Annotated in this window: 17 protein-coding genes and 2 tRNA genes; 7 read left to right on the plus strand and 12 right to left on the minus strand. The window is 37.0% G+C overall.

Annotated elements, in window-relative coordinates:
- Nucleotides 1–49 precede the first annotated feature (49 nt).
- The 10 genes from ACFFUE_RS04395 to ACFFUE_RS04440 all read right to left on the minus strand — a co-directional run bounded on the left by ACFFUE_RS04395 (nt 50) and on the right by ACFFUE_RS04440 (nt 5,859).
- Nucleotides 50–127: transfer RNA gene (locus ACFFUE_RS04395), tRNA-Val, on the minus strand.
- A 28-nt stretch (nt 128–155) separates the two neighbouring features.
- Nucleotides 156–233: transfer RNA gene (locus tag ACFFUE_RS04400), tRNA-Val, on the minus strand.
- Nucleotides 234–279: 46 nt separating this feature from the next.
- A complete protein-coding gene (locus ACFFUE_RS04405; protein WP_376832991.1) occupies nt 280–1,530 on the minus strand; it encodes a bifunctional folylpolyglutamate synthase/dihydrofolate synthase in 1,251 nt (416 codons plus the stop codon).
- A 12-nt stretch (nt 1,531–1,542) separates the two neighbouring features.
- Nucleotides 1,543–2,457 (minus strand): ferric siderophore ABC transporter substrate-binding protein, encoded by a 915-nt coding sequence (locus ACFFUE_RS04410; RefSeq protein ID WP_376832992.1) that lies wholly within the window; start codon nt 2,455–2,457, stop codon nt 1,543–1,545.
- Nucleotides 2,457–2,855, minus strand: coding sequence for an ExbD/TolR family protein (locus tag ACFFUE_RS04415; protein WP_376832993.1), 399 nt, complete (start codon nt 2,853–2,855; stop codon nt 2,457–2,459). Before ACFFUE_RS04415 ends, ACFFUE_RS04410 begins: the two co-directional genes overlap by 1 nt.
- Nucleotides 2,855–3,541: a MotA/TolQ/ExbB proton channel family protein gene (locus tag ACFFUE_RS04420; RefSeq protein ID WP_327983574.1), complete on the minus strand. Its 687-nt coding sequence runs from the start codon at nt 3,539–3,541 to the stop codon at nt 2,855–2,857. The genes ACFFUE_RS04415 and ACFFUE_RS04420 overlap by 1 nt, the downstream gene beginning before the upstream one ends.
- Before the next feature lie 82 nt (nt 3,542–3,623).
- Nucleotides 3,624–4,085 carry a hypothetical protein gene (locus ACFFUE_RS04425; RefSeq protein ID WP_327983575.1) on the minus strand — a complete coding sequence of 154 codons (462 nt, stop codon included), beginning with the start codon at nt 4,083–4,085 and terminating at the stop codon, nt 3,624–3,626.
- 124 nt (nt 4,086–4,209) lie between these two features.
- On the minus strand, nt 4,210–4,671 hold the full coding sequence (locus ACFFUE_RS04430) for a hypothetical protein (protein WP_327983576.1): 462 nt from the start codon (nt 4,669–4,671) through the stop codon (nt 4,210–4,212).
- 76 nt (nt 4,672–4,747) lie between these two features.
- Nucleotides 4,748–4,933 (minus strand): hypothetical protein, encoded by a 186-nt coding sequence (locus ACFFUE_RS04435; RefSeq protein WP_376832994.1) that lies wholly within the window; start codon nt 4,931–4,933, stop codon nt 4,748–4,750.
- Nucleotides 4,934–5,043: 110 nt separating this feature from the next.
- Nucleotides 5,044–5,859, minus strand: coding sequence for a GLPGLI family protein (locus ACFFUE_RS04440; RefSeq protein ID WP_376832995.1), 816 nt, complete (start codon nt 5,857–5,859; stop codon nt 5,044–5,046).
- A 291-nt stretch (nt 5,860–6,150) separates the two neighbouring features.
- On the opposite strand from ACFFUE_RS04440, the gene glmM reads away from it, so the two are divergent.
- The 3 genes from glmM to ACFFUE_RS04455 all read left to right on the plus strand — a co-directional run bounded on the left by glmM (nt 6,151) and on the right by ACFFUE_RS04455 (nt 9,400).
- Entirely contained in the window at nt 6,151–7,533 is a 1,383-nt protein-coding gene (gene glmM, locus ACFFUE_RS04445; protein WP_376832996.1) for a phosphoglucosamine mutase, read from the plus strand.
- Between the two features lie 97 nt (nt 7,534–7,630).
- Nucleotides 7,631–9,001, plus strand: a complete 1,371-nt coding sequence (locus ACFFUE_RS04450; protein ID WP_376832997.1) for a tetratricopeptide repeat protein — start codon at nt 7,631–7,633, stop codon at nt 8,999–9,001.
- Nucleotides 9,002–9,022: 21 nt separating this feature from the next.
- Nucleotides 9,023–9,400 (plus strand): group III truncated hemoglobin, encoded by a 378-nt coding sequence (locus ACFFUE_RS04455; RefSeq protein WP_376832998.1) that lies wholly within the window; start codon nt 9,023–9,025, stop codon nt 9,398–9,400.
- A gap of 33 nt (nt 9,401–9,433) precedes the next feature.
- On the opposite strand, the gene ACFFUE_RS04460 is transcribed toward ACFFUE_RS04455, so the two are convergent.
- Entirely contained in the window at nt 9,434–10,507 is a 1,074-nt protein-coding gene (locus ACFFUE_RS04460) for a calcium:cation antiporter (protein WP_376832999.1), read from the minus strand.
- 113 nt (nt 10,508–10,620) lie between these two features.
- Between ACFFUE_RS04460 and ACFFUE_RS04465 the strand changes: the two genes are divergently transcribed.
- From ACFFUE_RS04465 to ACFFUE_RS04480, 4 genes are all read left to right on the plus strand, one after another.
- The gene (locus ACFFUE_RS04465; protein ID WP_376833000.1) at nt 10,621–11,262 is read left to right on the plus strand and encodes a DUF4271 domain-containing protein; all 642 of its coding nucleotides are present in this window, start codon (nt 10,621–10,623) and stop codon (nt 11,260–11,262) included.
- A gap of 11 nt (nt 11,263–11,273) precedes the next feature.
- On the plus strand, nt 11,274–12,014 hold the full coding sequence (locus ACFFUE_RS04470) for a uroporphyrinogen-III synthase (RefSeq protein WP_376833001.1): 741 nt from the start codon (nt 11,274–11,276) through the stop codon (nt 12,012–12,014).
- Nucleotides 12,015–12,097: 83 nt separating this feature from the next.
- Complete coding sequence (locus tag ACFFUE_RS04475) at nt 12,098–14,170, plus strand: S9 family peptidase (RefSeq protein WP_376833282.1); 2,073 nt, start codon at nt 12,098–12,100, stop codon at nt 14,168–14,170.
- 72 nt (nt 14,171–14,242) lie between these two features.
- Nucleotides 14,243–14,614, plus strand: coding sequence for a hypothetical protein (locus ACFFUE_RS04480; RefSeq protein WP_376833002.1), 372 nt, complete (start codon nt 14,243–14,245; stop codon nt 14,612–14,614).
- Nucleotides 14,615–14,626: 12 nt separating this feature from the next.
- Here the strand turns inward: ACFFUE_RS04480 and ACFFUE_RS04485 are convergent, their stop codons facing one another.
- Nucleotides 14,627–15,379: an amidohydrolase gene (locus ACFFUE_RS04485; protein WP_376833003.1), complete on the minus strand. Its 753-nt coding sequence runs from the start codon at nt 15,377–15,379 to the stop codon at nt 14,627–14,629.
- Nucleotides 15,380–15,395: the final 16 nt, after the last annotated feature.

Here is a 15,395-nt window from a genome sequence, read left to right on the forward strand (position 1 = left end):
GGATTTGAAGAATAAAAAAAATCCTGAAACCTAAAGATTTCAGGATTTTTGGTGGGTTCTGAGGGATTCGAACCCCCGACCCTCTGGGTGTAAACCAGATGCTCTGAACCAACTGAGCTAAGAACCCGATTTTTTTTGAAAGGTATCGTTCCTTTTGGTGGGTTCTGAGGGATTCGAACCCCCGACCCTCTGGGTGTAAACCAGATGCTCTGAACCAACTGAGCTAAGAACCCGATTTTGTAAATCGTTCACTCGTTTTGAGTGGTGCAAATATACAACTTATTTCTTTCTCTCCAAATTTTTTTCTAAAAAATCTCCAATTACAAAATTACTCCCGCCAATAAATATCATTTCATTTTCTCTACAATGCTGTCTTGCAGCGTTATAGCCTTTATTAACCTCATCAAAAATCTGATAGCTGATATTGGCTTCTTGCAATAGATTTTCATAATCCTGAGGATGTCGCCCTCTGTGGATGCTCGGTTTTACAAAATAATATTGTGCATTGGGAGGTAAAATACGGAGAACTTCGTCTATTTTCTTATCATTCACAAAGCCCAAAACAATGTGTTTAAACTGTGGCATCTCATTGAGCTGTGCAAAAACTTCTTCCAATCCTGCTTGGTTGTGCCCCGTATCACAAATGGTAAGTGGATGCTGTGAAAACTCAAACCACCTGCCGAGGAAATTGGTATTCTGCTGAACATTAAGCAATCCCGCCTTTACCGCTTCTTCAGGAATTAAAATCTGCTGTTCTCGCAATGCTTCCACCAAAGCCAATACCACGCGTTGATTTTTTCGCTGATATTTCCCTTTCAAATCCGTTTCATAAGGTGTAGAAAGCGTTGTGGCATCTATAAATATAGCCTCATTTTCTTTTGCTTTTTCCTGAATGATGGCTTTTACTATAGAATTTTCATCCCCTGAAATGATGGGCGTTTGATGTTTTATGATGCCTGCTTTTTCCTTCGCAATGTCCTCAATAGTGTTTCCCAAAATATTTTGGTGGTCTAATGCCACATTGGTAATGGCGGAAATCATAGGCGAAATAATATTGGTAGAGTCTAATCTTCCTCCTAAACCCACTTCAATAATGGCGAAATCCACCTTCTGCTGATGAAAATATTCAAATGCCATAATGGTGGTAAACTCAAAAAACGAAGGCTGAATATCTTCGGGTAAATGCTTTAGTTTTTGGATAAAATCAAATACAAAAGTACGATTGGCATTCTCTCCATTAACTTTGATACGCTCCGTAAAATCTACCAAGTGAGGTGAATTGTAAAGCCCTACTTTATATCCCGCTTCTTGTAAAATGGAGGCCAGCATATTGCTGGTAGAGCCTTTTCCATTGGTTCCTCCAATGTGTATGGTTTTAATTTTATCCTGAGGATTTCCGAAAACATCGCATAGTTTGGTAATGTTGCCTAATCCTGGTTTATAAGCCTTTTGTCCATCAATTTGATAGTTAGGCATCTGTACAAAAAGCCATTCGAGGGCTTCTTGGTATTGGTTTTCAAAATCTTGCATTAGCATTGGTTATTAGAAAGTGATTCTATAAGTTCCTGTGGAAGAAGTATTGGCTTTTTCGGCTTTTACATATTGTTTCACCCAAGCGATTGCCGTGGAAACCACACAGTTATCTGATATACCACTGCTTCTCCTTGCAGAGGTTACATTCCCTGCTCTATCTACGGTGTAGGCAATAACAATCTGCCCAGATGCAGAACATTGGCTTTCGGGTTTAGCGCCCCCTCGCCCCATTGTACCAGGGATGTAGGCAATCAGTTTCCTATCGGTGCCTATTTTGCTTTCTCCATTGCTATTGCCTCCCAATGGATCGCCAGAGTTTCCTGTATTATTGGCACTATTCCCTTGTGAACCTTGTGCTGTTCCTCGGGCTTTAATTAAATTTCCGATGGCAGCATTGCCTTGAGCATCTCCTTGTTTTTTGCTGGTTTCAGTGCTTTTTGTGGAGGTAGCAGCCGTTTTATTGCTCGTTTTGGAGGAAGTTTCTTTTTTCACTTCCTTTTTAGTAGTGGTTTCAGAGTTTTTTTTCTCCGTTTTCTCCGTTTTTTCTTTCGTTTCTGTTTTCTTGTTTTTTTCCACTTTGGGGGTAGCAACCTTGGTGTTTTTTCCTGTAATCACCTTCTCTGATTCTATGGGTTGAGGCTTGGGCTCGGGTTTTGGTAAAGGTTCAGATTCAGGCTGAGGCTGTGGTTCTACAATGGCGGCAGCTGAGCCTTCTTGTGGTGTAGGTTCTTCTGTACCAGAACCATCTTGCTTATCCCCAAAGTTGATGAGCATCGTGGTAACCACCTCGGTTTTAGGAATGTATTTGGTAAAGGTGTAAAAATAAAGTCCCAATAACAATAGTAAAGACACCAAAATAGTGATGATTGCACTTTTTCGGCGGTCTTTTCGTTCGTTTCTTTTATGTTTTACAGCGTAGTTCATTAATTGTTTTGTATCGTTGCAATGGCGATATTAAATTTGTGTTTCTCGGCAATTTCCATCGCAAACACCACATCGCCGTGTTTGGTATTTTGGTCGGCTCTAATGGTGAAGGTAGGGTTTTCTTGCCCTTTCAAGGTTTCTACCAAATACTGTTCCAATTGTTCTTTCTGAATATTTTCATCACCTACATAGTAGGTTCCATCTTCTTTTATAGTAACAGCGGTTGGGTCTTGTGTACTTGGGTTAGAGGCACTGGTTTCGGGTAGTTTTACCTCTATAGCACTTTGGCTAATGGCAGAACTGGTAATCATAAAGAAAATGAGCAGTAGGAAGATAATATCCGTCATTGATGCCATACTAAACTCGGCACTTACTCTATTTTTTCGTTTCAGTTCCATTAGATAGGTTTATTTAAAGTGTCTAAAAATTCGTTGATATGGGTTTGGATTTTCAGTACCAAACGGTCCACTTTCGTTACCAAAATATTATAGAAGAAATAAGCTGGTATTCCCACAGCCAATCCTGCGGCGGTGGTTGCCATAGCGGTATAAATCCCCGAAGCCAATAGCTTAGGACTTACAGCACCTGTAACATTGGAAATTTCAAAAAATGCCATAATCATCCCGATAACGGTTCCTAAGAACCCCAGCATAGGGGCAGCACCAGATGCAGAGGCTAGAATATTGAGGTTTTTCTCCAATTTTGACACTTCCAGTTGCCCTTGGTTTTGCATAGCATTAGAAATATCAGAAATGGGTCTTCCTACTCTTGCTAGGCCTTTTTCTATCATTCTGGCTTCAGGAGAGTCTATGGTTTTACAATAATCTATGGCGGTGTCTATTTTGCCATCGCTCACGAAATCTTTAATGTTTTCAAGAAAGTTGGGTGTGTTTTTTCCTGCCCTTTTGAGGAAAAAGTATCTTTCTAAGAAAATGTATAGGGACAACACGCCTAATAAAAAAATGAGTGCCATAATGATGTTTCCCATCACGCCACCGCTGGTAAGAATTTCCCAAAGCGAAAAGGTATGCTGCTCGGGGGTTAATTGCACGGTGGTGGTTGTAGCTACAGTACTATCTTGCATCTTAATTGTATTTTTAATGTTAGTATGAACGCAAAAAGCCCATAAATATTATGGTTTAGAGAGGGCTATTTTGTGGGTTTATTTATTCTTCGTCTATTTCCAATATCTCTTCTCCGAAGTGGCATTTTAACTTAAACGGAATGAGCTCCTCTGCATTGGTGTAGAAATCTTCTATCATTCCTTTCCAAGTAACCTCCATATCGCCTTGGGCATTTTCGCTAAAGCTCAATTCATTCTCGTAGAGGTAAGCTTCTTCATCGCAAAACAGATTAACTTCGGTAAAGGTTTCATCTTGGTTGTCATTCACCGCAAATGTCATTCCATTAAGTTGGGAATGCGTTATCGGAAAATCAAAAATACTGAAAGATATTTGTGGAAAATGATATTGCAGAGAGTCATCTTCTATGTGGTCTAAGCCTTCATCTGTTACGATTTCCACCTCCAAAAAGTGCTGACTATTGCTGTAAATAGCTTTGCAATAAGAGCTTTTGATATGGTATTTCAAAGTCTCTTCTGGATGATAAATTTTTAAAATCCCTTTCATTTTTTATTAAGGATAAAATAATTTGCAACGGCAAAGATAAAATAAAGATTGTATGAAGAGGCATTTTTCTGAAAAATATTAGGTTAGGCAGATTCAAATTTTGAATTTGAAATTATAAGAATCATTATTCTAAATTTATACCCTCAAATATTTGTTCTATATATCTATCAAAATTATATCTAACAGTATTAGAAGTCTTATGTACTTGAATTTGATACAATAAAACATTATCCTTATGATTAAAAATAATATCTTTTATTAAAATTTTATTTTTTACTACATAATTTTTTTCTAAAACTTTTATTTTTTTCTCATTAAATAAAGTAAATGTTTTTTCATTAAACGGGATATGGTTAGTTTGGTTTAAGTAATTATTGTAATTTTTCATTACAGATATATTTTCAAAAATAAGATTTCCTCCTGTTTCATTTTTTGCAACGAACAATAAAGTCTTATCTTTAGAGTAAAGATTTATATATTTTCTTTCCTTTTTATTGAATGATTTGATGCCTACTGTTAAAACAATTAGTCCATACCTCTGAAAAGATATTTTTTTATGAAAAGCCCCAGACACATTTTCTATCATAACATTTCTATTGATAACTGGAGCACAACGACAAAACAAACATAATAGAAGGATTAGGAACAATCCTCCTATAGTTCTAATATGATGCCCAATCTGAATCATCGGTATCAGCTTCTCTTTTAATTTCCCCTGTTGCTCTTACTTTTGTCAAATTTAGAGTTGTACAATCAGAGATACTCGACTCATTCCCTTGACCTCCTCTAATAAGAGAAAGATTGATTTTGTCAAATTTTTTGTTTTTTAAAGATTCTAGTTTTTTCATAATTTATAAAAATTTTTATTTAAAGACAAAATTATAATATAAAGCATATTAATAGTGTGATTCAAATCACAATAGGCAGTATTTTGAGGACATTCACCTGAAATAACTCATTACTTTTCTGGATAGACTATCGCATTTGAAAGTTCAATAGGATTATTATATTTTCTGATACTCCTTTGCTCCTCCAATGTTAGCTCTCTATAATTTGGGGTAAACTCTTTGCCGTTTTCATCTACCCAACGAACTTTCATTTTACCAAGTCGAGCATCACTATAAGGGTCGTTATAATAGTTTAGTTTGACTTTTTTAAACTGTTCTCTTGTTACAGCAATATTGTTAGGAATAAGTTTATCGATACTGATGTTTTCAATTTTAGCAATAGATACTAATTCAAAAATATAGTTATTTTGAGTATCTTTTATTTCTATAATAAGACCTGGCAACCCTCTGAAAATATGAGGTCCTTCATTGATGGGAATTTCCTCTGCGAACCAAGCTTCCCATTCTCTTCCAGAGTGTTTTAGAGTAGCTTTTCGAGTATTATAGTGGTGGATTTTCTTGGTTACATTGGTGGGTATCCATTGTAGTTTTATAGTTTTGTCTTTTAGAGAATATAAGTCAGTCAATAAACTAAAAAAGTGTTCAGTCTTTTCTTTGGACTTGTCTTCCAAAATCATAAAGTCATAATCATATATTCTTTGACTACTTTTATCATTTGAGTTAATTTTAATGGAATCGTGCTCGAATTGATTTTCAGAAATAAATAGCGTTTTATCTTTTTCTACCAACAATACCATATTTTTCTTCACAAGTTGTTCGTTTGTAGAATCTCTCTTGTATTTCATAGTATAAACCATCTTGTGATTTTGACTAAATAAAATATTACAAATCAAAACCAAACTCATTAATAACAACTTTTGTTTCATAATTCCGTATTTTTAGATATTATAATGTTACTAAGTGCTTGTAAATATACTTATTTCTAAAATAACTCACAATCCAAGCACGGAAACTTTCCAAATACACGCATTGAATATCAGCGCGTTACAATTAAGCTTCAATCACTTTTACAGAAAGTAACTAAAATACAAATCGTTAGTTATTAACGGATTATAAATTTCGTACGTTTAACCTACTAAAGAAACACAACAATCCAAAGAATTATATTTTTTCCTTACTTTTGTAAAGTAAAATTTTAAAAAATAATTGTAATAAATATGGCATTAATCAAATCAATTTCGGGCATTCGTGGGACTATCGGAGGAAAAGTAGATGACAATCTAACTCCTCTAGATGTAGTGAAATTCACCTCTGCGTTCGGAACTTGGCTTCAAAATAATAAAAATAAAAAAGACCTCACCCTCGTCATTGGGCGAGATGCTAGAATTTCTGGACAAATGGTTTCTTCCTTGGTTACGGCAACGCTTCAAGGTTTGGGAATCAATGTGATAGACTTAGGACTTTCCACCACACCTACCGTAGAAGTGATAGTTCCTGAACTGAATGCAGATGGTGGCATCATCCTCACCGCTTCGCACAATCCAAAACAATGGAACGCCCTAAAACTCCTCAATGATAAGGGAGAATTCATTAACGGACAAGATGGTGCCGAAGTTTTAGCCATTGCTGAAAGTGAAGATTTTAACTATGCCGAAGTGGACAACCTAGGCAAATACGAAACCCGAAATGATGGATTTGACATTCATATTCAAAAGATTTTTGACTTGCCAATGGTAGATACTGATGCTATCAAAGCCAAAAAATTCAAAGTGGTGCTAGATGCTGTAAACTCTACGGGCGGTATTTCCCTGCCGCCACTTTTGGAACAATTGGGTTGCGAAGTGGTAAAACTCTACTGCGAACCCAACGGGCATTTCCCACACAATCCAGAGCCTTTGAAGGAACACCTTACCGATATTTGCGAATTGGTAAAGCAGGAAAACGCCGATTTAGGCATCGTGGTAGATCCCGATGTGGACAGATTGGCACTAATTGATGAAACTGGCGAAATGTTCGGCGAAGAATATACTTTGGTTGCCGTTGCCGATTATCTTTTGAAACACAAAAAAGGAGCTGCTATTTCCAATTTATCTTCAAGTAGGGCTTTAAGAGATGTTGCTCAATCTCACAATTCTGAATATTTTGCAAGTGCGGTAGGTGAAGTAAATGTGGTAACCCTGATGAAAGAAAAAAATGCCGTAATTGGAGGGGAAGGCAATGGTGGAATTATCTATCCAGATTTACATTATGGAAGAGATTCTTTAGTGGGCGTGGCATTGTTTTTGACACATTTAGCTAAAGAAAACAAAACAGTTTCGGAGCTTAGAGTCACTTATCCTGCGTATTTTATGGGTAAAAAGAAAATTGAATTAACGCCAGAAATTGATGTGGATCATCTTTTAACTTTGATGGAAAAAGAATATCAAAACGAAGAGATTTCTACTGTGGATGGCGTGAAAATCGATTTCCCTGAAAACTGGGTGCATCTGAGAAAATCTAATACAGAACCTATTATCCGCATCTATACCGAGGCTCAATCTCAGCAAGAAGCAGACGAACTGGCAGATAGAATGATAGAGAAAATCAAAAGTTTGATATAATTAAAATAAAACTCAACCCTTTTCAGAGATTAACGCTTTGAAAAGGGCTTAACTAACAAAACTAGAATTTACACCAATTGTAAATTAAACAACACTATTGGAAGATTTTTTTGACAACGAACTCGCCAAGCGATTCGAGGAAATGATAGAAAACCAAGATGAATATTACTTCGACTCCGAAGAGCTGGAGCAAATCATCATACACTACCTCGAACTAGGCGATATTATCTATGCAGAATTGGCCGTTAATTTCGGACTAAAACTACACCCTAATTCCTTTGAGATTAAAATAAAAAAATTAGAAGTTCTCTTAGAATTAGAGGATTACAAACAAGCCAGAGCATTGATAGAAGAGCTGCAATCTTCCTCTATGGACAATGCAGATTTTCTCATTTGCTGTGCAAAATATTACTCTAATCTTAGCAATCCTACCAAATCTATAGAATATTGTAAGAAAGCCCTAAAACTTGGGGAAGAAATCAACTTCCTTAGCAATTTTATTGCCGATGAATATGTGAATCTGGGCGACCCTTTCAAAGCACTACATTATTACAAGCAAGCGTTGCAAGACGACCCTAATGATGATTATGCTTTGGAAAACATTATGCGTTGTTTCAGCGATTTGAATAAAAGCGATGAAGCCTTAGCATTTATCAATGATTATTTGGATCAATTCTCTTTCTCGGAAACAGCGTGGTATGAGTTGGGGCAATTTTATTTCGCAAGAAAAAATTATCCAGAAGCCATCAAAGCGTTTGACTATCTGCTTGCCATTAACCCAGCCTCCATCAATGTCTATGCTAATAAAGCTGCGTGCTATGAAGCTCTGAAACAATACGATAAAGCTATAGAAACCTACCAAGAAACTTTGGAGCTAGAATACACCAAGGCTTTTACTTACTATAAAATTGGACTTTGCTACAAGGCAATGAAACAATGGGTCAACGCCCTCTCTTATTTTCAAAAATCTTTGATAGAAGACCCTCAGTTTTACCTTGCAATGATGGAACAAAGCTACCTCTATGAAGAAATGGGCAAGAAAAACGAAGCCCTTTACTTTGCCAAAGCTGCCACTTTGCTCAATGAAGGCAACCTTGATTATCAAAAAAGATTGGCGTTTTTGTACATTGATTCAGGAAGATTTGAAGAAAGCTTATCTTGCCTAAAAACATTGGTAGATGTAGAATCTCATCGTTTTTACAATTGGTATGCTTATGCAGAAGTCCTGATGCTTTTGGAAGATTACGAAAAAGCCGTCGCTGTTTTGCTAAAGAGCATCTTAATCCACAGAAGAGCAGAGCTTTATTATCAGCTTAGCAACTGCTATTATCATCTAAACGATGAAGAAAAAGGATTGGAAGCCCTATCGCTTGCAGTAAAGCTAGACGCTTCGCTAGTAGAAGATATGCAACAAAAATATCCCTACATAAAAGAAGAAGTGAAAAAAGTGAAATCTTATAAAAAATAAATCACCTCACAAAATCTACCTATGAAACTATTAGAAACAAGAGAAGATATTGAAATTCTGGTAAATACATTCTATGATAAAATCAAGAAAGATGAAGTCATAGGATTTTTCTTCAACGATATTGCAAAAGTAAATTGGAACGAGCATTTGCCTAAGATGTATCAGTTTTGGGAAACACTCTTGTTCGGGCAAGTTTCCTACAAAGGCAATCCTATGGCGGCTCACTTTCCCATTAATGAAATCAAAGCAATGGAAAAACACCATTTTGACCACTGGCTGAAAGTTTGGACAGCAACCGTGGAAGAGTTGTTCACAGGTACCAAAGCCGAAATGGCAATCTACAAAGCAAAAAACATATCCCAATTGATGGCATATAAAATGGAAATGGCAAGACGATAAATCTTGCCATTTTTTTTTACTAAATTCAAAAATCTAAGGAAATACTACTGTAAAGATATACGCCGCGAGATTAACCAATAGAACCGCCCCATACAAAACATTGGTTTTTCCTCTGCTCAAAGAAATAACGACAGTAAAAACCGATAGTGCCAGAAGGATAATAGACTTATGGTCTATCCCCAAAGTAAATGGAATGTCAAACATTATACAAACGGCAGAGATGGCAGGGATTGTAAGCCCTATACTCGCCAATGCAGAGCCCAATGCCAAGTTCACCGAAGACTGAATCTGATTATTCCTCGCTGCTCTTACAGCTGCCAGCCCCTCTGGTAATAATACTACTGATGCAATAATTACGCCTACCAAAGCTTTAGGAGCTCCCATTGCCTTCACAAAACCTTCTATCACAGGCGATAGTCCTTTTGCCATAAAAATCACCACCGCAAGACATACGATGAGCATCACCAAACTGACTATTGTAGCAATAAGGGAAGGTTTCTCATCGTGTTCCTCATTACCATCTCTATCATCTACAAAGTAGTTTCTATGCCTTACCGTTTGTACCATCAGAAAAGTACTGTAAATAATCAAGCAAGCGATAGAAACAAAAGCCAATTGACTATTCGTATAAAAAGGTCCTGCCACAGAAGAGGTATAATTGGGCAATACAAGTGTGAGTACTAAAATTGCAACTAAACTTACCAAATAGGTTGTAGCAGAACTTCGGGCAAAGAATTGCTCACGATAACGCACTCCTCCCACTAAAATACAGATGCCTAAAATTCCGTTGAGAATCAGCATCACCGCTGCAAATACTGTATCTCTCGCGTAGGTAAGAGCTCCTTCGCTCCCAGAAAGCATAAAGGAAATAATGAGCCCTACCTCTAAAATGGTAATACAAATAGCCAAGATAATGGTGCCATAAGGCTCACCCACCTTATGTGCCACCACTTCGGCGTGATGCACTGCTGCCAAAACACTCCCGAAAAGCAATATCGCTCCCGCAACATTGGGAGCAACGCCATCATCCAAAAAACCGCCTAAATAAAAAATACTGGCAATCATGGGCAGTATAATCGTCCAATGTAATAGAAATTTCAGTTTCATATCTTTTGTATAAGTGTTTCGCCCAAAATACGAAAAAAAATCATTAAATCCAAAATCGGTATTTTGTAATTTAATCTATGCTAAATATTCTTACTTTTGCAAAAAATATACTTTTGATAAGATTAGTAGAAAATAATGACTGGGTTGTATTTGTCCTATTAGGGGCGATATTGGTGTTTATCATTGTATTGCAATATTTGCAACGGGAGTCTGGTGTGAAGGATTTTTTTCTACAACCTTTTGTGGATTCTGGCAATATTTTTCCATCTTGGCTATTGATTTCTTTGGTGCATATTACGCTGCTATCTTCTTTAACGGCTAAGTTCATTCCTATTTTGCCGAAAAAAATTGCACAACTGAACCTTTTGGGTTATTCTTTAAACAATTTTGGTTTTGCCCTTCTTTGTTTTTGTGCATTTTATTTCATTAAATTTATTTTTACCTTTCTATTTTATTCCTCCATTGGACAAGATAAAAAATGGGGGAAATTGTATTTTGTAAGCTCTAAGTTCTATTTTGGGGCATCAATAGTTCTGATAGTTGCTAACTATATGGCGTACTTTATCCCTACAGATAATCTTATGCTTTTTCAGATTTGCCTAGTGTTATTCGGTGTTGCGGCGGTGTTCAAAATCTTCTATTTTTTCTTCAATAGGAATTCTGTTTTGCCCAATGAGTGGTATTATAAATTTTTGTATATTTGCACGCTGCAATTTGCACCGCTTTTAGCACTGTGGAAATTGCTATTTCCTTAAAAATAAAATCGATGGCAAAAATAAAATCTATCCTCGTTTCTCAACCAAATCCACCAGAATCTTCACCATATTTGGAAATTGCAAGAAAGGAAAAAATTAAAATAGATTTCCGCCCATTTATCCATGTGGAAGGTGTAGATGCTAAGGATTTGAGAACCCAAAAAATTGATTTGTCACAATATACAGGGGTCATTTTCACAAGTAAAAATGCGATAGACCATTATTTCAGATTGGCAGAGGAAATGCGTTTTGCTGTTCCAGACTCTATGAGATATGTTTGCCAGTCTGAAGCGATTGCCAATTATCTTCAAAAACACATTGTTTATAGAAAAAGAAAAATCAGTTTTGGAGAAAAGACATTTGCAGACTTATTGCCTATTTTCAAGAAATTTCCAGATGAGAAATACCTGCTTCCTGCATCAGATGTGATGAATTCTGATATCCCAGCGGTGCTAGACAAAGCAGGAATCGACTGGACAAGAGCCATTATGTACCGAACGGTTTGCTCTGACCTATCTGATATTTCTATCAAAGATTATGATATGCTGGTGTTCTTCAGCCCACAAGGGATTAAGTCTCTACACGAAAACTTCAAAGACTTTGAACAAGGCGATACCAAAGTAGCGGTCTTTGGAGCAACAACCCAGAATGCTGCCGAAGAATCTGGTCTTACCGTAAACTTGATGGCACCTACTAAGGAAAACCCATCTATGACGATGGCAATAGAAAAATTCATTAAAAACGAAAAATAATTGATTTTGAATCTTATCACTAACCGTCTTTTCCTTTACCCATTGGATGAGATGGTTTTTTGTTTTATTTAAATACAAAAATGATGCAAGCACCTCAAGCTAAAAAAATACATAAAGTCTTAGAAAAACACGGCGACCTCCGTACAGATGATTATTTCTGGATGAACGAAAGAGAAAACCCTGAGGTTATTCAGTATCTGGAAGAGGAAAATGCCTACTGTGATTTTATGATGAAGGATACCGAGGATTTTCAAAATCACCTCTACGAGGAAATGAAGTCTCGATACAAAAAAGATGACGCTTCCTTGCCTTACTTTTTCAATGAATATTGGTACATCATCCGATACGAAAAAGGGAAAGAATATCCTATTTTCTGTAGAAAACATCAGACTTTGGAACACACGGAGGAAATCCTCTTTGATGTCAATCGGTTAGCCGATGGTTTTGCTTTCTTTGAAGTAGGAAGTGTAGCGGTAAGCCCTAATAATGAACTTGCCACCTATTCTTCAGACAATGTGGGCAGAAGAATCTATACCATCCAGATTAAGAACCTAAAAACAGGTGAAATCCTAAGTGACACCATTCCTAACACCACGGGGAAAGCCGTCTGGGCGAATGATAACGAACATTTTTTCTACATCAGAAAAGATAAGAACCTCCGTGCCTATCAGGTGTATCGCCATAAGGTAGGCACCTCCGCAGAAGAAGATGTTTTGGTCTTTCACGAGGAAGATGACACTTTTGATGTTAATGTTTACAAAACCAAATCTTTAGATTATATTTTCATTGCTAGTTCTAGTACAATTTCAGATGAACATCGGTTTATTCCCGCCAATGATGTCTTTGCGAAGTGGCAAATCATCCATCCTAGAACCGAAGATTTGGAATACGCTGTAGAACATTATGAAGACGAATTCTACATCATAACTAATGCCAATGAGGCTACCAATTTTAAACTTGTAAAAACCAAAGTTAATCAATGTGGCATAGAGCACTGGGAAGACCTTATCCCACACCGTGAAGCGGTGCTATTGGAAGGGTTTGAAATTTTTAAAAATCACTTGGTTTTAGAAGAAAGGCAAGAGGGCTTATTGCAACTGAAAATCATCAATACTAAAAATGGCGAGAGTCATTATTTACCATTTTCAGACCCTACTTATACGGCTTATATCGGCTTAAATTTAGAATTTGACACCCCATTGTTACGCTACGGTTATACATCACTCACCAAGCCTAGTTCTACTTTGGAATACAATATGGAAACCAAAACTTCCACATTACTGAAACAGCAAGAGGTTTTAGGAGGTAAGTTTTTAGCTTTCAATTATATTTCTGAACGCATCTGGGCACCCACCCGAGATGGCAAAGCTGTACCCATTTCTTTGGTCTATCATAAAGATACCCCGAAGTCTAAAGATACACCACTATTGCTCTACGGCTATGGCAGCTATGGACATACGATAGATGCTAGTTTTTCCAATGTCAGGCTATCATTATTAGACCGTGGTTTCATCTATGCTATTGCCCATATCCGCGGTGGAGAGTATCTGGGTAGAGAATGGTATGAAGAAGGGAAAATGCTTCAAAAGAAAAATACATTTTATGATTTTATAGATGCCGCCCAATTCCTCGTAAAGGAGCAATACACTTCTTCCCAACACCTTTATGCTATGGGAGGTAGCGCAGGAGGACTGCTGATGGGTGCCGTTATCAATATAGAACCAGCGTTGTTCAATGGAATTATTGCCCAAGTTCCTTTTGTGGATGTGGTTACCACTATGCTAGACGAGTCCATTCCCCTCACCACAGGCGAGTATGATGAATGGGGCAATCCCAACGATAAGGTGTATTATGACTATATGAAATCTTACTCACCTTATGATAATGTGAAGATGCAAGCGTATCCTAATATTCTAATCACTACAGGCTTCCACGATTCCCAAGTGCAGTATTGGGAGCCTGCTAAATGGACAGCCAAGCTAAGAGCTTTGAAAACCAACAACAACCTGCTTCTTTTCAAAACCGATATGAGTTCGGGACACGGCGGTGCTAGTGGTAGATTTGAAGCTTTGAAAGAAGATGCTTTAGAATATGCTTTTTTGCTAAAATGCGAAAATGCCATCGAAAAAGATAGTATCGGAAAAAATTTGGTTTAATACTTTTTTAGATTGAAATATTCTTTTATAATGTATTTTAGTCAAAAAAGGAATAATTAACAATTGAAAATAATGACAGAAGCAGAACTTTGGAAAAAGGTAGAACAGTTTTTTGTAGAACATTTTGATGCAGAACCTAATATTGCCATAGAGACTATTTTGTACCTTATTGGGATACAAGAATTAGGCAGCGGAAAACAACAATACAGCAAAGATGATAAGGTCAATCTGATACACATTGCGGTATGTCGATTGCTACAGCCTTTTGGTTTCTACGATTTTTCTCATTACGATGAAGACGGCTACCCGCACTTTACCGAACGAGAGTCACTCCCCGAGCTAAGACCTAACGAACAAACGCTTTTAATGAAGAAGGCTATCATACAATACTTTATAGATGAAAGTTTATTTGATGAAGCAACCTTGCAGATGCTCTGCGATTAGAGGGAGGAAGTTTTATACTTTCAATGTAAAATCATCGGCATCACTCAAAAATTGGTAATGCGTTCGGAATAGAGTAAGCCGTTCCATATCCACTTCCGCTATGACAAAATCATTTTGTTTTTCCGAAATCACCGAACCATCAGCGAAAAAACAATGAGAGCTTTCTGTGTAATGAAGCCCATTGCCATCTTGCCCTATTCGGTTTAATCCAAACACAGCAGCTTGATTTTCTATTGCCCGTGCTTTGAGGAGATGCTCCCAAGCGGTCACTCTTTTATCTGGCCAATTGGCAACATATAACGCTATATCGTAATCATTTCGGTTTCGGGAGAATACGGGAAACCTCAGGTCATAGCATATTTGCAGTAAGATGTTTACCCCCAGATACTCTACTACAACTCTTTCATCGCCTTGTTCATAGACCTTATCTTCCCCCGAGAAGGAAAACAAATGTCTTTTATCGTATTGATGAAAACTTCCATCGGGTTTTACAAAATACATTCTATTGTAGAACTTTCCATCTTCCATTACCGATGCGCTCCCACATACGGCAGCATTATTCTGCTTAGCAAAGGACTGCATCCACTGTAAAGTTTCCATATTTCTATCTGCTATCTCGTGAGGTTCCATACAGAATCCCGTAGCAAACATTTCAGGTAAGAGAAATAAATCAGCTTTCGTTCCTGATAGTTTTTGTTCTATTTTATTGAAATTAAATACTTTATCTTTCCATTTAATATTGTAATTGAGTCCTAAAATTTTCATTTTGCCCTCCATTCTT

The sequence above is a fragment of the Bergeyella porcorum genome (assembly GCF_042427575.1).
Classification (GTDB): Bacteria; Bacteroidota; Bacteroidia; order Flavobacteriales; family Weeksellaceae; genus Bergeyella; species Bergeyella porcorum.